Source organism: Candidatus Zixiibacteriota bacterium, from assembly GCA_035574315.1.
GTDB lineage: Bacteria > Desulfobacterota > Binatia > UBA9968 > UBA9968 > DATLYW01.
The window spans coordinates 37,887-54,987 of the sequence record DATLYW010000025.1 but is presented as its reverse complement, the minus strand read 5'-3'; the positions used below and the strand labels follow the sequence as shown (position 1 = coordinate 54,987).

14 protein-coding genes and 1 pseudogene are annotated in these 17,101 nt (G+C 65.2%); 10 read left to right on the top strand and 5 right to left on the bottom strand.

Annotation, left to right across the window (positions count from 1 at the left end; translation table 11 throughout):
- Positions 1-16: 16 nt before the first annotated feature.
- Positions 17-1,597 (bottom strand): ethylbenzene dehydrogenase-related protein, encoded by a 1,581-nt coding sequence (locus VNN77_07880; GenBank protein ID HXG51306.1) that lies wholly within the window; start codon positions 1,595-1,597, stop codon positions 17-19.
- A gap of 280 nt (positions 1,598-1,877) precedes the next feature.
- On the opposite strand from VNN77_07880, the gene VNN77_07875 reads away from it, so the two are divergent.
- The 7 genes from VNN77_07875 to VNN77_07845 all read left to right on the top strand — a co-directional run bounded on the left by VNN77_07875 (position 1,878) and on the right by VNN77_07845 (position 8,857).
- Positions 1,878-3,080 carry a TIGR04053 family radical SAM/SPASM domain-containing protein gene (locus tag VNN77_07875; protein ID HXG51305.1) on the top strand — a complete coding sequence of 401 codons (1,203 nt, stop codon included), beginning with the start codon at positions 1,878-1,880 and terminating at the stop codon, positions 3,078-3,080.
- 252 nt (positions 3,081-3,332) lie between these two features.
- Positions 3,333-4,421, top strand: a complete 1,089-nt coding sequence (locus tag VNN77_07870) for a hypothetical protein (protein HXG51304.1) — start codon at positions 3,333-3,335, stop codon at positions 4,419-4,421.
- 120 nt (positions 4,422-4,541) lie between these two features.
- The gene (locus tag VNN77_07865) at positions 4,542-4,871 is read left to right on the top strand and encodes a metal-sulfur cluster assembly factor (protein HXG51303.1); all 330 of its coding nucleotides are present in this window, start codon (positions 4,542-4,544) and stop codon (positions 4,869-4,871) included.
- Positions 4,872-4,919: 48 nt separating this feature from the next.
- Positions 4,920-5,753, top strand: coding sequence for a DUF2249 domain-containing protein (locus tag VNN77_07860; GenBank protein HXG51302.1), 834 nt, complete (start codon positions 4,920-4,922; stop codon positions 5,751-5,753).
- A gap of 414 nt (positions 5,754-6,167) precedes the next feature.
- Entirely contained in the window at positions 6,168-6,833 is a 666-nt protein-coding gene (locus tag VNN77_07855) for a protein-L-isoaspartate(D-aspartate) O-methyltransferase (protein HXG51301.1), read from the top strand.
- Positions 6,821-7,567 carry a LysM peptidoglycan-binding domain-containing M23 family metallopeptidase gene (locus VNN77_07850; GenBank protein HXG51300.1) on the top strand — a complete coding sequence of 249 codons (747 nt, stop codon included), beginning with the start codon at positions 6,821-6,823 and terminating at the stop codon, positions 7,565-7,567. Before VNN77_07855 ends, VNN77_07850 begins: the two co-directional genes overlap by 13 nt.
- Before the next feature lie 141 nt (positions 7,568-7,708).
- Positions 7,709-8,857, top strand: coding sequence for a methionine synthase (locus VNN77_07845; protein HXG51299.1), 1,149 nt, complete (start codon positions 7,709-7,711; stop codon positions 8,855-8,857).
- Between the two features lie 510 nt (positions 8,858-9,367).
- On the opposite strand, the gene ugpC is transcribed toward VNN77_07845, so the two are convergent.
- Positions 9,368-10,483, bottom strand: a complete 1,116-nt coding sequence (ugpC, locus tag VNN77_07840) for a sn-glycerol-3-phosphate ABC transporter ATP-binding protein UgpC (protein HXG51298.1) — start codon at positions 10,481-10,483, stop codon at positions 9,368-9,370.
- Positions 10,484-10,556: 73 nt separating this feature from the next.
- Here ugpC and VNN77_07835 point away from each other — a divergent pair, with 73 nt between their 5' ends.
- The 3 genes from VNN77_07835 to thiC all read left to right on the top strand — a co-directional run bounded on the left by VNN77_07835 (position 10,557) and on the right by thiC (position 13,792).
- Positions 10,557-11,093, top strand: coding sequence for an adenine phosphoribosyltransferase (locus VNN77_07835; GenBank protein HXG51297.1), 537 nt, complete (start codon positions 10,557-10,559; stop codon positions 11,091-11,093).
- Positions 11,094-11,244: 151 nt separating this feature from the next.
- Positions 11,245-11,814 (top strand): NADH-quinone oxidoreductase subunit I, encoded by a 570-nt coding sequence (locus VNN77_07830; GenBank protein HXG51296.1) that lies wholly within the window; start codon positions 11,245-11,247, stop codon positions 11,812-11,814.
- Positions 11,815-11,869: 55 nt separating this feature from the next.
- Positions 11,870-13,792: a phosphomethylpyrimidine synthase ThiC gene (gene thiC, locus VNN77_07825; protein ID HXG51295.1), complete on the top strand. Its 1,923-nt coding sequence runs from the start codon at positions 11,870-11,872 to the stop codon at positions 13,790-13,792.
- Positions 13,793-13,873: 81 nt separating this feature from the next.
- Here the strand turns inward: thiC and VNN77_07820 are convergent, their stop codons facing one another.
- From VNN77_07820 to VNN77_07810, 3 genes and pseudogenes are all read right to left on the bottom strand, one after another.
- Complete coding sequence (locus VNN77_07820; GenBank protein ID HXG51294.1) at positions 13,874-14,746, bottom strand: phosphoribosylaminoimidazolesuccinocarboxamide synthase; 873 nt, start codon at positions 14,744-14,746, stop codon at positions 13,874-13,876.
- A gap of 236 nt (positions 14,747-14,982) precedes the next feature.
- Positions 14,983-15,279, bottom strand: a pseudogene (locus tag VNN77_07815) (ArsC/Spx/MgsR family protein).
- 68 nt (positions 15,280-15,347) lie between these two features.
- Entirely contained in the window at positions 15,348-16,724 is a 1,377-nt protein-coding gene (locus tag VNN77_07810) for a UbiD family decarboxylase (GenBank protein HXG51293.1), read from the bottom strand.
- Between the last annotated feature and the right edge of the window lie 377 nt (positions 16,725-17,101).

Below are 17,101 nucleotides of genomic sequence, written 5' to 3'. Positions count from 1 at the left end.
AACCGGAAACCAGAAACTATTTCGCGATTTTCAGATCCTGCCAGATCGTGACCGATTTCTTGCCGTCGCGATCGCCGGCGCTGCCGTTCCAGACGGCAAAGGCCACCGGTATCGTGCTCCCGGGTTTGAAAGCCACGGCGTTTTTTCCGGAAGGCTTCAAGCTGCGCTTGAACATCACGCGGTAGGAGCCCGCCGAGTAGATGCCCTTGGCCTCGACCTGCTGGTCCGCGGGCGGCCGCGCCCGCAGGGTCCCGAATCCCTGGGCGTTCAGATCCTCGGCCGGGCTCTTGCGCTGCGGGTCGGAAACGATGTTGCCGGCGCCCCATCCGGTGACGAAGGTCCTGTCGGACTGGAGCGTCAGGGCGTTGCGATAGGGCTGCTCCAGCGGCGAGCGCGTGAGATTGGGGTACGAGTCGATTCCCAGATTGGGATAGACCTTTTCGAGATCCTGGAACGCGGGCTCCAGGTCCGCCTGCCGCTCCGATTTCCACATCCAGATGTTGACGAAGCTGCCCGCCTCGCCCATCGCGAAGAAGGGCGGGTCGCTCTTCAGAGAGAACTGGACGGCCGCCGCGTCCCGGAAGTCCTGGGGGCGCATGGCGGTGTGGTCGTGCGTGGCGTCGGCCCAGACCATGAGCAGCGCGATGTCCTTGCCGTCGTGCAGCGCCCGGACGGTGACCTCTTCGGGCCGGTCGCTCCGCCACCACAGCGGCATCAGATGGAGGTTCACGGGAGGCGCCGATCGCCAGACGCCCGAATCCGGGTGCAGCGGCAGCTCTTTGACGCGCGGAGCCACGATCGTGAACTTCTTCATCTCCACGCGCTGGCGCTGGCGCTCGCTCGAAAGCGACAGCACGTAATGGACGAGGTGCCAGGCGTCCTCGCCGTACGCCCAGTCGCTCGACGGCATCGGGCTGCCGGGAATGCCGGCGATGATACGGCGGTACAGCGCGACGGGGTCGGGGCTTCCCTTGAAGATGCCGGCCGTAAGATCGCGCGGACGGGTCGGGTAGCCCTCGTCGTCGATTTGCTCCTGCACGCCGTCGCCCTTGGCGGTCGCCCCGTGGCAGGCGGCGCAGGCGTCCTTGAAGAGCTCCAGAGCCCTGGCTCTCGCGCTCGCGTTGTACGGCGGCTCCGGGGGCACCGCGATGACTCCCTCCCCACCCGTGCCGTCCGCGCCGGGGTTCCTGGCCGGCTTGACGACGAGCGGCTTCTCGGCGAGGGACTTGATGTAGTAAACCAGCGCCCAGCGCTGCTCGGCGGGTAGATGGCTCCAGGAAGGCATGGCCGAACCCGGCATGCCGCGCGTGATCGTATTGAAGAGATCCTGATCGGTCGGCACGCGGTCCCACGTCGATACCAGGCGATAGTTGGCGGCGACGAAATTTCTCGGTTTGGGATAGAGAAGATAAGCGGCCTCGCCGTCGCCCATGCCTCGAGCGCCGTGGCACGCTGCGCACTGCCTGGCGTAGATCTGTTTTCCGAGCGCGAGCAGCTTCGGCGTCGGCGCCGGCGGCTTGAGCTCCGCCGTCCGCGAGGCGGCGGCCAACAAGAGCCCCACGAGAGTTGCGGCCGAAGCGCAGAGGATTCGTTTCATGCCCGTCTCCAAAATCCCCGGCGTGGTCGAGCTGGAACGACCACGAGAGTTTGTTCGGGCGCCGGTCCGTTGACTCCGCGACACGAAGAGCGGTTCAACCGACCGCGCCGCCCCGTGCCTCAGCAAGAGACATACCAGCGGCTACTCCCGCGTCGTCACGGCGCCGGTCGGGCGCGAGGGCCGCAGCGCTTCCTGAAACTGGGAAAAGGGCCTGCGCGTTTTCCAAGAAATTGAAAATCCGCTCGCCGGGGAATCCGGATTGCGCAGGCGCGCACGGGTTTTGAGCTGGCACGTTTCGTGCGGCTGTCGTTACGGCGTGGATTTCGATCACCGCCCGTTCACGGTGGTGTGGGAGACGACCCAGGCCTGTGACCTGCGGTGTCTTCACTGCCGCGCGGAAGCCATTCCGGCCCGCAATCCCGGGGAGCTGACCGCCGACGAAGCACGGCGGCTGGTGGACGGCATCAGGGAATTCGGCCGGCCGTATCCCATCTTCGTTTTGACGGGAGGAGATCCGCTGAAGCGGCCCGATCTCTGCGAGATCGTCGCGTACGCTTCGGAAAAAGGCGTGCGGGTCGCGATGACGCCTTCGGCCACGCCGCTGGTGACACGCCAGAAGATAAAGGACCTGGCCGGTGCGGGGCTGGTTCGCCTGGCCGTGAGCCTGGATGGCAAGGATGCGGCCGCTCACGACGGTTTTCGCGGCGTTGAAGGCTCATTCCGCCTCACGCGGACGATCATCGACTGGTGCCGGGAGCTCGGGCTCGAGACCCAGATCCACACCACCGTCACCCGGCACAACTTCGAGGACCTGCCCGCGATCGCCGAGCTGATTGCTCCGTGGGGGATCAAGCTGTGGGCGCTGTTTTGCTTGATCGCCGTCGGGCGCGCCGCCCGTCCCGAGATCCGCAGGTTGAACATCAGCGCGCGCGATTTCGAAGCGCTGTTTCACCGCCTTTACGATTTGCTGAAAACCGCCCCTTACGACATCACGCCGCGCGAGGGCTACCATTTCAGGCGCGTCCTGCTGCAGAGAAGAGCGGCGGAGCTGGGCGTCCCCGCTCAGCACCTCGTCCAGGAGGCCGCGCAGCGCTCCTTGAGGCCGTCGGATCTCGCGCCTCCCGTGAGCGCCCCGAAGATCGTGCGCGCTCCCCTAGGCGTCAACGACGGGCGGGGAGTGGTCTTCGTCTCGTACAGGGGCGACGTGCAGCCGAGCGGCTTCCTGCCTCTGGTCGGCGGCAACGTCCGCGAGCGTTCCCTGGCGGAAATCTATCGCAGCTCGCCGCTCTTCGTCCGGGTGCGGGACTTTTCCCGGCTCAAGGGAAAATGCGGCGCTTGCGAGTTCAAGACGATTTGCGGCGGCAGCCGTTCCCGGGCGTACGCCCTGACCGGCGACGAGATGGAGAGCGATCCTTACTGCGTCTATCAGCCGCCGCAGTGGAAATCCCGCGTGCCGCGCGGGCCGGTCGCGGCCTCTCGCTGACCGCGCGGGCCGCGGCTCGGGGCTCGAGCCCGGCCCAATGTTCAAGTGAGTTCAAGCCGTTCAGTCGCTTCGCTTCGTTCGAGCCGTCCGCTTCGCCGCGGTCCAAACCAGGATGCGAGTCCAACGTAAAAGACCGGGAACCGGGAACCCGCCGGAAACGGGAAACCGGCTTGCTCCAGGCTCGATTCCGGGAAACGATTGCGTTCTCGGTGGAAACGTCCGATACAGATCGGTGAGGGCGCGGGCGCAACCATGGCGATTCGATTCCCCTTGATGGCTCTTTCCGGACTGCTCCTTCTCGTCGGCGTCTGGGCCGGGCTCGTGCGGCTGGGATGGGAGCTTCCCAGGCCCTTTGCGGATTTTTCCGACAATCATGGACCGCTCATGATCGTCGGCTTTCTCGGAACGCTGATCTGCCTCGAGCGGGCCGTGGCGCTCAAACGGCAGTGGCCCTACGGCGCTCCGATCCTTTCCGCTCTGGCCGCGGCAGGCGCGCTGCTCGGCCTTCCCGCGCAAGCGGCCGCAGCCGCCGCCACTCTCGGGAGCCTCTTTCTCGTCGCGGTCTTTGTCTTTCTCTACCGCCGCCAGCCGGCTCCGCACATCGCGCTGATGGGCGCCGGCGCCTCTCTCTGGCTGGGAGGAAACTTAGCCTGGTACTTTCAGTATCCCCTGAACCACGTCGTTCCCTGGTGGGCCGGCTTTCTGGCGGTGACGATCGCGGGGGAACGCCTGGAGCTTTCCCGGCTTCTCCGGCTGTCGACCTGGGACCGAATGAAGTTGCTGCTCGCGTCCGGCGTGCTCATTTTCGGTCCGTTCGTTTCCCTGAGGGATCCCTTGCTCGGCGCGCGGGTGGCCGGCGTCGGTCTTTTCGGCCTCGCGTTGTGGCTGCTGCGCTACGATCTCGCGTGGCGAACCGCGCGCCTGCACGGGCTGGGCCGCTTCATGGGCATCTCGCTGCTCTCGGGGTACGTCTGGCTCGCCGCCGCCGGCCTTTTGTGGATCGGCCTCCATGATTCTTTCGTGGCCGGCCCGCGCTACGACGCCATGCTCCATGCGGTCTTTGTCGGCTTCGTCTTTTCGATGATCTTCGCCCACGCGCCGATCATTTTCCCTTCGGTTACAGGGCTTCAGATGCCGTTCCAGCAGTTGTTCTACGGCCACCTGGCGTTGCTCCATCTCTCTCTGCTGCTGCGGCTCGCAGGCGATCTGCTGGAGCTTGCGGCGCTCCAGCGCTGGGGCGGGTTGCTCAATGCCGCCGCGATCCTGCTCTTCCTCGCGAACAACGCGCGCGCCGTAAGCAGGGGAAGATCGCTGAGCTCCACCGCTGATTCCCAGATCTGAACCGGAATTTTCCCGGTCTCTCCCAGTTTTAAGAATGGCTTTTTGTTTTTTTTCCGCGAGATCGAGGCAATCGGTCGCTGGCACGGCATTTGCGCGATCCGAGCACGACGGAGGTGATCGATGCCGCTCGACAGAGAAACGATCCTCGAGGCGCTGAAAAGCGTTTACGATCCCGAAATCCCGGTCGACGTCGTGAACCTGGGCTTGATTTACGAGGTCCGGGCGGAAGCCGGGCAGGTGTACGTCAAGATAACGACGACCGCCCCCGGCTGTCCGGTGGCGAACTGGATCGCAGCCCAAATCAAGAATGTAATCCGCAGATTGGCCGAGGCCGAGCTTTCCCGCACGGGGGCGCCGATCCCGGAGATCGTGGTCGAGACGGTATACGATCCGCCGTGGGACATGAGCAGGGTGAGCGAGGAAGGAAGGCGAATGCTGGGCTGGGCCTAGCATCCGCATCCTCCAGAGGCGCCCGAGACTTCTTTCAGGAGGAAAGTGATGAGCAATCAAACGGTGACGCTCGACATCCGGCCGGTTCCGGTCCGGGAAAAGCATCCGACCATCTTCCGCACGTTCGACGCCCTCGGGCCGGGGGAAACGCTTTTGCTGATCAACGACCACGATCCCAGGCCGCTCTATTATCAGTTCGCCGCCGAACGCGCGGGCGAGTTCGACTGGAGCTACGTCGAGCAGGGGCCGGAGACCTGGAAAGTGGAAATCCAAAAGAAAGGGGACTCGCGCCGGGGAGCGGAGGCCCTCGGGCACGGCCATGTCGAGCACCATCATTTCGAAAAGGCGACCGAGGTCTTGAAGCACGAGCACCGGGTGATCGAGCGGGTGCTTGCGGTCGTGCAAAAGCTCGCGGACACTTCGCGCCCGTTCGCCGCCGGCCCGTGGCAAAACGCGGTGGAGTTCATCCGCGGCTTCGCCGACCGTTGTCACCATCTGAAGGAGGAGCAGCTGCTCTTCCCCCTCCTGGAAAAGCACGGCATCCCTCGGGAAGGCGGGCCGATCGGCATGATGCTCATCGAGCACGAGGAAGGCCGCCGATACGTTCGGGCGATGGCCGAAGCCCTGGCGCTCGCGGAGACCGATCCGGAGGGTGCGAAAGGAGCGCTGGTTCAGAACGCCCGCGCCTACCTCCGGCTGCTCCGGGATCACATTCTCAAGGAGGACGAGATCCTCTTCAACATGGCCGACGGGAGCTTGACGGCGGAAGAGCAGAAACAGCTCGTGAGGGAGTTCGAGGAGCACGAGGAAAAGGAAGTCGGCGCGGGAGTGCACGAAAAGTACCTCACCCTGGTTCAAGAGCTGGAACGCGCTTGCGCTTGACCCCCTGGATTCCGCGGTTGTGATAGCGCGGGGAGCGCGGGGCAGCCCCTTTGCAGCAAAGCCGATGGGTTGGTGCCTCGGGGCGATCATCGGCCGGGCTGCCTCGATGAGAGCCGGTGCCCGGCAGCGACGGCTGGAGTCTTGCGGCACCAGGGCCTTGAGGTTTCACGTTTCCGCGTCTTTGCTGCTCCGGGGTCGCCCCGTGCGTTGGCGGCTCATCTGCGGAATCCGCGTTAACGAGTGCAATCCGCTGCTCGCTGCTCCCGCCCGGTTGCCGGTGGGATCATCGCGCCGGCGGCGGTCGAGCGTTTTCCCCCGTACCGGTTCCCCTTCGCTCCGCGCCTGACGCGCGCCCTCAGGTGAAGCAGAAGGCGGTCTGTGCTATATTCGGTCGGTCCGACAAGACCGACACGGATGAGGCTTCCGTCCCAATCGTTTCCCGACTACAGCTGGGCCAGAGAGCGGATGGTCCGCGAGCATGTCATTGGCCGGGGCATCGAGGACGCGCGCGTCGTGGCGGCCATGCGCAAGATCCCCCGCCACCTGTTCGTCGACGCCGCGCTTGCGGACCGCGCCTATGACGACCGCTCTCTGCCCATCGGCAGAGAGCAGACGATTTCTCAGCCGTTCATGGCCGCCTTCATGACAGCGGCGCTTCGTTTGGCTCCCGAGCAGAAGGTGCTCGAGGTCGGCACGGGGTCCGGCTATCAGACCGCGCTGCTTGCGGAGATGCTCGTCAACGTCTTCTCGGTCGAGAGCATCCCGTTCCTGGCGGCGCGGGCGCGTCGGCTTCTCGACCGCCTGGGCTATTTCAACGCGGCGATCCGCGTGGGCGACGGAACTCTGGGGTGGCCCGAGCACGCGCCCTACGACGCGATCGTCGTGACCGCGGCCGGTCCGGCGCCGCCCCGACCGTTGCTCGAGCAGCTCGCCGTCGGAGGCCGGATGGTGATTCCGCTGGGCGATCGCGACTCCCAGGAGCTGAAGCTGATCGTCCGGACGAGACTCGGCTTCAGACAGGAAAGCCTGGGGGAATGCCGGTTCGTCACGCTGCAGGGAAAATTCGGGTGGCGCGGCTGAGGCGGCCCGTCGGCTGTACCCTGGTCGCGGCGCTCGTGGCGTTTGCAGGGTGCGCTCCCCAGCTCCCGCGCGCGCCTTCGCCGGCGCGCGGAGGGATCTTCCACGTCGTTCGACCCGGCGAGACTCTCTACCGCATCGGCAAGGTCTACGACGTTCCCTTCGAGGAGCTGGCGCGCATCAATCGGATCCGCGATCCCGGGCACATCCGCGTCGGGCAGCGGCTCTTCATTCCGGGCGCCGCTCGGCAGCTCCCGGTGGAGGTCATCACGCCGGCAGAGCCCGCGAGCGCGCCGCCCGTGGACGCGGAACCCCTTTCCGCGCGCGATCGCTTTCTCTGGCCCGTGAACGGCACGATTCATTCCCATTACGGCCCGCGCGGCGCCAGCTTTCACGACGGCATCGATATCGCCGCTCCCGAAGGCACCCCCATCCGGGTCATCGCCGACGGCGTGGTGATCTACAGCGACCAGCTTCGCGGCTACGGCAACATCGTGATCGTGCGCCATGAGCGGGAAGTGGTGTCGGTTTACGCCCACAATCAAGTCAACCTGGCGCGCGAAGGTCAGCGGGTTTCCCGGGGAGAGGTCATCGCCCGCGTGGGGAGCACGGGACGGGTTTCCGGGCCGCACCTCCATTTCGAAATCCGCAGGAACAACTTCGCTCAGGATCCGCTCGTCTATCTGCCTCAGCCGTGCTGCGCCGCCGCGACCGACGGATCGTCCCCGGAAAGCTAGGCCGCTTGCTCGGGCACGAAGATCTATCGAGCTGCGGAGCGAAACGCGGGCCGGCTGCTCCCGCCGTTTGCAGTCCGTGCGGCGCGCATCTATAACCAATTGGATAGCGAAAAGCGGAGGGGAACGGAGGGGAACGACGTCATGAACGAGCTGTCGGCCTTGCGTACCGACGTGATTGGAAGCCTGCTGCGGCCTGCCTCTTTGAAACAGGCGCGCGCCGCCTACGACGAGGGGAAGATAAGCGCCGAGGAGCTGCGGGCGTGCGAGGACGAGGCGATCCGACAGGCGGTCCGCCTGCAGGAGGCGGCCGGGCTGGACGTGGTCACCGACGGCGAGTACCGCCGATTGAACTTTCAGGACAGTTTCGGCGAGTCCGTTACGGGATACGACGCCGGCAGGGCCACGCTCAGGTTCTACGAGAGACGCGTCGAGGGAAGCCGGCCGCTGCAACGGTGGGAGATTCCGGATCGCGGCGAAGAAAAGGGAGCCGCCGTGTCGCAGCGGCGGCCCGTGGTGGAGCGGTTGCGCCTGGCGAGGAACCGGCCGCTCGAAGAGTACCGATTCGTCAGCGCAGTGGCGTCCAGACCCGCGAAGGTGACGCTGATCGGCCCCGACCGGATCACACAGCGTTTCGACTGGCAGAGCTCGCGGGCGGTCTATCCCACCGTGGACGATTTCGTAGCCGACGTGGTGGCGATCGAGCGCGAGATGATTCGCGGCCTGGTGGAGGCCGGTTGCCGTTACATTCAGATTGACGCACCGAGCTATACCGCGTACGTCGACCCGCCGTCGCTCGAGGCGATGCGGGAGCGCGGCGAGGATCCCGAGATCAACTTCAGCCGCTCCCTGAGGGCCGACAATCGGGTGGTGGAGGGGTTCCCGGGGGTGACGTTCGGCATTCATCTATGCCGCGGCAACCAGCGCAGCATGTGGCACCGCGAAGGGAGTTACGACGCCATCGCCGAGCGGCTGCTGAACGAGCTCGCGCACGATCGTTTCCTGCTCGAGTACGATACGCCGCGCGCCGGCGGCTTCGAGCCGCTGCGCTTTCTGCCCAAGGGAAAAGTGGTCGTGCTCGGCCTGGTGAGCACCAAGGTGCCCCGCCTGGAGACCGTGGACGAGCTCAGGCGGCGCATCGACGAAGCCGCAAGGTACGTTCCGCTCGAGCAGCTCGCCGTCAGCCCGCAGTGCGGTTTTTCCTCCGACGTCGTCGGCAACCTGCTCAGCGAGGACGACCAGAAGCGCAAGCTGGAGCTGGTGGTCGAGACGGCACGGCAAGTCTGGAAATAGTTTCCGGATTGAAGAGCCGACCGGAAAGCATGAACCGCCGGTCTCTGTCTACGAATCAGCGGAGTTCGGTATTTCGTTGAGGCGCGGGGCAACCCCTTTGCAGCAAAGCCGATGGGTTGGTGCCTCGGGGCGATCATCGGCCGGGCTGCCTCGATGAGAGCCGGTGCCCGACGGGGACGGTCTGAGCCTCGAGGCTGCAGGGCCTTGAGGTTTCACGTTTCTGCGTCTTTGCTGCTCCGGGGCTGCCCCGTTTCGTCGGCACATCGATCGTTGAGGCGCGGGGCAACCCCTTTGCAGCAAAGCCGATGGGTTGGTGGCTCGGAGCGATCATCGGCCGGGCTGCCTCGATGAGAGCCGGTGCCCGGCAGCGACGGTAGGAGCCTTGCGGCACCAGGGCCTTGAGGTTTCACGTTTCTGCGTCTTTGCTGCTTCGGGGTTGCCCCGTGCGTTGGCGCACGTTGATGCGTCGGTGAGGTCGATCCCGGCGGGGCGGATGCGTACCTGGAGAGATCACTCTTCAGGAGAAAGGCGGGCAGAGCCCCGGACCGCGGTTTCGCTCTCCGGGTCGAACAGGTGCAGCTCGTCCGGATCGACGGCAAAGCCAGCGCACCCGCCGGAAGGCGGGGCGGAACGAGGCGCGCACGCGGCCGTGATCCACTGCCCGCCGACATCGGCATGAACCAGCGTTTCGGCGCCGAGCGGCTCGAGCAGGCGGACCTCTCCCGTGATGGGAGCGCGATTCCCTTCGGGCACCGGCCTGAGGTGCTCGGGCCTGACGCCGAGCTTGAGCATTCGGCCTTGCCAGGCGGAGAGGAACGAAAACTTCGCGCGCGGCAAACGCAGGTCGAGCCCTTTCGCCTCGAGGCGATACTCTCCGGCTGCCTCGATGACGCGCACCTCGAGGAAGTTCATCGCCGGCGAGCCGATGAATCCGGCGACGAAGAGGCTCCGCGGGGAGCGGTAAAGCTCCATCGGCCGGCCCTCCTGCACGACGGCTCCGCGGTTCATCACAACGATCCGGTCGCCCAGCGTCATCGCTTCCGTCTGGTCGTGCGTCACGTAGATCATGGTGGTCGACAGGCGGGCGTGAATCTGCTTGATCTCGGAGCGCATTCTGAGCCTGAGCTGGGCGTCGAGATTGCTGAGCGGCTCGTCGAACAGAAAGAGATCGGGCTTGCGGACCATCGCCCGTCCCATCGCCACCCTCTGTCTCTCGCCGCCCGAGAGAGCGGCCGGCTTTCGATCGAGCAGGGCGGCGAGCCCGAGCAGCTCCGCCGTTTCCCGTACGCGCCGGTCGATCTCCCGGCGATCGAGGGCGCGCAGTTTCAGGCCGAACGCCAGGTTCTCGTAAACCGTCATGTGCGGATAGAGAGCATAGCTCTGGAACACCATGGCGATGTTCCGGTCCCTCGGCGCCACCCCGTTCACCAGGCGGTCGCCGATGTAGATCTGTCCCGAGGTCGCCTCCTCGAGCCCGGCGATCAGGCGCAGAACCGTTGTCTTGCCGCAGCCCGACGGGCCCACCAGCACCGTGAGCTGCCGGTCGGGAATTTCCAGCGTGACGCGGTCGATCGCGCCGGTCCCGCCGTACCTTTTCGAAACCTCTTTCAGGAGTACGCCCGCCACGGATGCGTCTTACACCCTCGCAGCGGGGCATCGCAATGTTGTCCGCAGCAAGCTTTTGTGCTACCTGAACGGCATGGCGCACGATACCGAGAGCATCCGGCAGGCGATTCGAGACATACCGGACTTCCCGAAACCGGGGATCGTCTTCAGGGATATCACCCCGCTGCTGGGCGACGGGGCCCTGTTCGCCAGGACCATCGACATCCTAGCCGAACGCTACCGGTTCCAGGGCGTGGATACGGTCCTGGGCATCGAGTCACGGGGGTTCATCATCGGGGCGGCTCTGGCCTACAAGCTGGGGGCGGGCTTTTGCATCGTGCGCAAGCCGGGAAAACTGCCGTACGAGACCCACAGCGCCAGCTACGACCTGGAGTACGGCAAGGACACGTTGGAGATCCACGTGGACGCGATTCACCCGCGCTCCCGCGTGGTGATCGCGGACGATCTCATCGCGACCGGGGGCACGGCTGCGGCGACCGCCGAGCTGGTTTCCAGGCTCGGCGGGACGGTGGTGGAGTGCGCCTTCGTCATCGAGCTGTCGTTCTTGAAGGGAAGGGAGAAGCTCAAGCCTCACAGCGTCTACTCGATCGTCAGCTACGACTCCGAGTAGAGCCGGCTGCCGCCGCGGCGCGGCCGTTTCTTGACATCCCCCGGAGAGGGCCTGTAAGTTGGATGAGTTCCCGGCGAATGCCCGGAAAAGCGCTCAGGCTCCGCCGCGCCTCGCATGACGAGGTCTCCATTTTCACTCTGGAAAAGCGTGAATGAAAAGAATAGAAGAGATGAGCCTCTGGGAGCGACTCTATTTCCCGGAGGTGATCCGCGGTCTTTTCGTCACCGGATACCGTTTCTGGCGCAACCTCGTGATCCATGCCCTGCATCAGGTGGGCCTGGCGCGGGATCTCGAGGCGTCGATCACCGTGCAGTATCCGGACGAGCGGGCTCCGTACCCCGATACCTACCGGGGACGGCACCGGCTGACGCTGAAGGAAGACGGGACGGTCCAGTGCACGGCGTGCTTCCTCTGCGCCACGGCGTGCCCGGCGGAATGCATCTATATCGAGGCCGGAGAGTACCCCGAAAATCCGGTGGAGAAATTTCCGGTCCGCTACGAGATCGACACGCTGCGATGCATCTACTGCGGTTTTTGCGTGGAGGCCTGTCCCTGTGACGCCATCCGCATGGACTCCGGAACCCACCCAGGGAACCTGGGGTCGTCGCGGCGCGATTTCGTCGAGGACAAGGAAACGTTGATGCAGCGCTCGAGGGACCTGGCGGAGAAAGGCAAAGAAGGGCTCTACGAGCAGTACGTGAGACCGTACCGGCATGTCTGAGGCGCTTCGAGGGCCGGTCCCGGGAGACCGGCCGGCGAAACCCAAGGAGGAGCTTATGTCCAACTCGCAGAAGGAAACGAATTCCCTCGGAGGCGGCATTACGACCCGGCCGTTGCCCGCTTCGCGCAAGGTGTACGTTCAAAGCCCGTCGCGGCCCGACGTGAAAGTGGCGATGAGGGAGATCGTTCTGTCCGACACGCTCAACGGGCGCTCGGGCCCCGGCCGCGCCAACCCTCCGTTGATGGTTTACGATTCCTCGGGGCCCTATACCGATCCCGCCGTCGAGACCGACATCCGCAAGGGGCTCAGGCCGTTGCGCCTCGACTGGATCAAGGCCCGCGGCGACGTCGAGGAGCGGCCGGAGCCCAGCTACCGCCCCCCGGCGAACGGGTCGAGCGGGGATCGGGGAGAGCGATTCCCCGAGGCGTCGCGCCGTCCGGTGCTGCGCGCGAAGCCGGGCTGCAACGTCACGCAGATGCACTACGCGCGCAAGGGCATCATCACCCCGGAGATGGAGTACGTCGCGATCCGGGAAAACCTCGGCCGGCAGCAGGCGTTCGAGAACGGCACCGGGAAGCGCGGCGGCGAAAGCTTCGGCGCCTCGATCCCCAGGTTCGTCACCCCCGAGTTCGTGCGCGACGAGGTCGCCCGGGGACGGGCGATCATTCCGGCCAACATCAACCACCCCGAGAGCGAGCCGATGATCATCGGCCGGAATTTCCTGGTCAAGATCAACGCCAACATCGGCAATTCGGCGGTCGCCTCCTCGATCGAGGAGGAAGTGGAAAAGATGATCTGGGCCACGCGCTGGGGCTCCGACACGGTGATGGATCTTTCCACCGGCGACAACATCCACGAGACCCGCGAGTGGATCCTGCGCAACTCGCCGGTGCCGGTCGGCACGGTGCCGATCTATCAGGCGCTCGAAAAGGTCGGCGGCAAGGCCGAAGAGCTGACGTGGGAGATCTACCGGGACACGCTGATCGAGCAGGCGGAGCAGGGCGTGGACTATTTCACGATCCACGCCGGGGTGCTGTTGCGCTACATACCGCTCACCGCCAGGCGGGTGACCGGCATCGTATCGCGGGGCGGCTCGATTCTCGCGAAGTGGTGTCTGGCGCACCACAAGGAGAATTTCCTCTATACGCACTTCGAGGAGATCTGCGAGATCATGAAGGCCTATGACGTCGCTTTCTCGCTCGGCGACGGTTTGCGGCCGGGCTCCATCGCCGACGCCAACGACGAAGCGCAGTTCGCCGAGCTGGAAACCCTCGGCGAGCTGACGCGGATCGCGTGGAAGCACGACGTTCAGGTGATGATCGAAGGGCCGGGCCACGTGCCGATGCACCTGATCCGCGAGAACATGACCAAGCAGCTCGAGCTCTGCCACGAGGCACCGTTCTATACCCTCGGTCCGCTGACCACCGACATCGCGCCGGGCTACGACCACATCACCAGCGCCATCGGCGCCGCCATGATCGGCTGGTACGGGACGGCGATGCTCTGCTACGTCACGCCGAAGGAGCATCTCGGCCTTCCGGACAAAAAGGACGTGAAGGACGGCGTCATCGCCTACAAGATCGCCGCCCACGCGGCCGATCTGGCGAAGGGCCATCCCGGCGCTCAGCTGCGCGACGACGTGCTCAGCCAGGCGCGGTTCGAGTTCCGCTGGGAGGACCAGTTCAACCTGAGCCTCGACCCGGAGACGGCGCGGGCGTTTCACGACGAGACCCTCCCGGCCCAGGGAGCCAAGCTGGCGCACTTCTGCTCGATGTGCGGCCCGCACTTCTGCTCGATGAAGATCACGCAGGACGTGCGCGACTACGCGGCGGAGAAGGGGATCGACGAGCAGGCGGCTCTGGACGCCGGGATGAGAGAGAAGGCCGAGGAGTTCAGGAAAAGCGGGGCGAAGATCTACCGGGAGGTGACGCCCGACGTCGCCGAAGCGGGCGGGCTCAGCGCCGCGGCGAAGGAATGAGGCCGGCCGGTCGCGCGGCCGTGGGGGCGGGCTCGGGCCCGCCCTTTTTTTTGCCGTCGGGCCGCCCGGCGGCGCCGCGGCTCAAGCCCCCGTCAGCCGGCGCAGCGCCTCGTTGTACTTTTCGCGGGTTTTACTCACGACCTCGGGGGGGAGCTCCGGCGCCGGCGGCTTCATGTCCCAGCCCAGGCTCAGCAAATAGTCGCGTACGTACTGCTTGTCGAAGCTGTCCGGGGTTTTCCCGGGCCGGTAGCCTTCGGCCGGCCAGAAGCGCGAGGAGTCCGGCGTCAGCAGCTCGTCGATCAGGATCAGGCGGTCGCCGTCGAGGCCGAACTCGAGCTTGGTGTCCGCGATGAGGATGCCCCTGGCCTCGGCCATCTCTCTTGCCCGGCGGTAGATCGCGATGCTCGTATCGCGAATCGCTCGCGCGAGCTCGACTCCGATCCGCTCGGCCATCTGGTCGAAGGTGATGTTGACGTCGTGCTCCCCGACCGGAGCTTTGGTCGAAGGCGTGAAGATCGGCTCTTCCAGGCGAGCGGCCTCCGGCAGCCCCGGCGGAAGCTCGACGCCGCAGACTCTCCCGGTCTCGCGGTATTCTTTCCAGCCGGAGCCGGCCAGATAGCCGCGGATGATGCATTCGACGGGCACCGGCTTCGCCTTCCGCACCAGCATCGCGCGCCCGTCCAGCCACTCCCGGTGCGGGCGGCAGGCCGGAGGGAAGTCGTCGGGACGGATGCTGATCATGTGGTGCGGAACGATGTCCTGCATCACGCCGAACCAGTAGGCCGAGAGGGCGGTGAGCACCCGGCCCTTGTCGGGGATCTCCGTCGGCAGAACGACGTCGAAGGCCGAAATCCGGTCCGTGGCGACCAGGAGCAAGCGGTCGCCGAAGTCGTAGATGTCCCTGACCTTGCCCCGGCCGAACAGGGTCAGGCCCGGCAGAGTGTCTTTTTCCATATTCTATCCGGGAGCTCGTAACTGCGTAGACATCGCGTCATGGCTCGTGTCGAGTTCAAGGGTTCAAAAGTTCAAGGGTTCAAGAGTTCAAAAGTTCAGGGGTTCAAGGGTTCAAGTGGGTTCAGGCCGTTGGATCGCTTCGCTCCGTTCGAGCCGCTGCCGTGCGGAGCGCCGCAGAAGACGCAACCGGACCCGTGACTCGGGACCTGGGGGACCGCGACGAACGGAAGCCCGCCCTAGAGGATCTCTTTCAGCGCCGCCTCGTTGAATCCCGTCAGCCGGGTCTTGCCTTTGATGATCACGGGCCGCTTGAGCAGGTTCTGGTCCTTGAGCATCAGCCGGATCGCTTCCTCCCTGGAAGGCGGCTTCTGCTTCATGTTCTTTTCGCGGTAGAGCGGCGTCCGCGGGTTCAAGAACTCCTCGATGGGCCCGTCGCCGATGATCTCGCGCAGCTCCCGCTCGGTCAGCGGGTTCCTGCCGTATTCCCTCTCCTCGAAATCGACCTTTCTGGCTTGCAAGAAACTTCTTGCTTTGCGGCACGTCGTTCACGTCGCCTTGTAGATGAACCTGAGCTTGCCGGCCATACCTGCTCCTCGCCTCCTCACTTGAAGAATTTCGCCACGCGGGCGAAGGCCTCGGGATGCACCTCGTTGCGCTTGGGATACCCTCCCGAGAGCGGCACCGTGGCGTCGATGATGGCCACCGCGTCGCCGAGCCATCCGCGGAAGCTCTGCACCTCGCGGATGATCTCGATGTCCTTGTCCCAGTGGACCCGGGTCGCCACCGCCCACATCACCTCACGCTCGTTGAAGACGTCGACGTCGTCGTCGACGATCACCGCCAGCTTGAGGTTGGGCATCTCCACGAACGCCTGCATGCCCGCCTTGTTGGGCTCGTTCTCGAACTCCTTCTTGATCGAGATGTAGCAGATGCAACGGCCCGCTCCGGACGGCGGCAGATGGACCGCCCGGACGCCCGGAATGTTCTTCCTGATCACGTTATAGACGCTGCCTTCCTTGGGGATGCTGCCGAGGTTCCAGTGGTCCATGTGGCCCGGCCAGAAATCCTCGACGATGGCGTCCTTGCGGGCCGTGATCGCCGTCACCTCGATGACCGGGACCTTCATCTCGACCTGATAGTACCCGAGGATCTCGCCGAAGGGATTCTGGCTGTCGCGAACCCCCGGCGGGATCTCGCCCTCGATGATCACCTCGGCGTCGGCGGGGACGAGAAACTTCTCGCCCCATGTCGTCGAGGGCGTAAGGCGCAGCGGTTCGCCGAGAAAGGCCGACGCGGTGAGGTAATCGTCGTTGCCGTAAGGCGTCATGCAGCAGGTCGAGAGAAAGAAGGCCGGATGGTGGCCCAGAATCACGATCACCGGCGCCCGCTCGTTGTGCTCCTCGTATTCCGTGGCGATGGCCTCGAGGTGGTGGTGCTTGTGGGCCGAAAAGCTCATGCGCCGCGGCTCGTAGTAGCGGTTCTTGGTGAAAGTGATGTCGTAGAAATCCGCGTTGAAGCCCTTCATCGCGCAGGCCATGGTGAGATAGGGGCCGACGTCATCCTTCTGGTGCATCGGAATCGGCAGCACCCGCAGATCGGCTTTGTCCCCCCGCAGCACGGTCTCTTTCACCGGCGCTTTTTCCGGAGCGATGACCTCGACGCTGCCCCGCTTGAGCTCGCGCCGGGCGACCTCCAGGCTGAGGTCCATCGGCGATTTGAGGTCTCCCATGTCGAGCGAATCGGCGACGAACTGGCGCGTCACCCAGGGGTTGTAGAACAGGGGAAACCGGGAAGGCTCGCCGTTGAGCGCCGGGACGTTCTCGAACAGCACCATCTTGGCCTCGTTGCGCAGGTCGAGGTGCTTGAGGTAGGCGATGGTCTCGTACTGGTTGCAGTCGATACGGTTCTTTTCCCGGATCACCGAGCCGGGGCGGTTCCTTTCTTCCTGCGCGATGAAAGTGTGAAGGTCTTTTGGCATAAGTCTCCTCTCGAGCGTGCCGCTTCGCGGCGAGTGAAAAGTTCAGGTTATAGTCGCTTCGCTGCCGTTCAGGCGGTTCGAGCCGTTCAACCGCTTCGCTCCGTTCAGGCCGCCGTCGTACGGAGCGCCGCGCAGACGCAAGCTTCCGGGCTCCGGACTCGGGATGCCGGGCGGCGAGATGCGCGAGATCTCGCCATTCGCAATCCGCAATCAACTTGAAAGCTGCTCACGGCTCGCTGCTGACTGACCGGAAACCTGAAGGCCGGCAACCGTTACTTCCGGCCCTCCCTGGGCTCTGCCCGCCGATGAACTCCCTAGTAACTAGATGAAGAGCCGGGCGAGTGCAAGGGGCTCGGTGGAACCGGAGACCACTCGAG

What these genes read in the sequence shown, in the direction of transcription:
- VNN77_07880 (HXG51306.1), bottom strand. Translation starts at nt 1,597, where the DNA reads ATGAAACGAATCCTCTGCGCTTCGGCCGCAACTCTCGTGGGGCTCTTG.
- VNN77_07870 (HXG51304.1), top strand. Translation starts at nt 3,333, where the DNA reads ATGGCGATTCGATTCCCCTTGATGGCTCTTTCCGGACTGCTCCTTCTC.
- VNN77_07865 (HXG51303.1), top strand. Translation starts at nt 4,542, where the DNA reads ATGCCGCTCGACAGAGAAACGATCCTCGAGGCGCTGAAAAGCGTTTAC.
- VNN77_07860 (HXG51302.1), top strand. Translation starts at nt 4,920, where the DNA reads ATGAGCAATCAAACGGTGACGCTCGACATCCGGCCGGTTCCGGTCCGG.
- VNN77_07855 (HXG51301.1), top strand. Translation starts at nt 6,168, where the DNA reads ATGAGGCTTCCGTCCCAATCGTTTCCCGACTACAGCTGGGCCAGAGAG.
- VNN77_07845 (HXG51299.1), top strand. Translation starts at nt 7,709, where the DNA reads ATGAACGAGCTGTCGGCCTTGCGTACCGACGTGATTGGAAGCCTGCTG.
- VNN77_07835 (HXG51297.1), top strand. Translation starts at nt 10,557, where the DNA reads ATGGCGCACGATACCGAGAGCATCCGGCAGGCGATTCGAGACATACCG.
- VNN77_07830 (HXG51296.1), top strand. Translation starts at nt 11,245, where the DNA reads ATGAAAAGAATAGAAGAGATGAGCCTCTGGGAGCGACTCTATTTCCCG.
- thiC (HXG51295.1), top strand. Translation starts at nt 11,870, where the DNA reads ATGTCCAACTCGCAGAAGGAAACGAATTCCCTCGGAGGCGGCATTACG.
- VNN77_07820 (HXG51294.1), bottom strand. Translation starts at nt 14,746, where the DNA reads ATGGAAAAAGACACTCTGCCGGGCCTGACCCTGTTCGGCCGGGGCAAG.
- VNN77_07810 (HXG51293.1), bottom strand. Translation starts at nt 16,724, where the DNA reads ATGCCAAAAGACCTTCACACTTTCATCGCGCAGGAAGAAAGGAACCGC.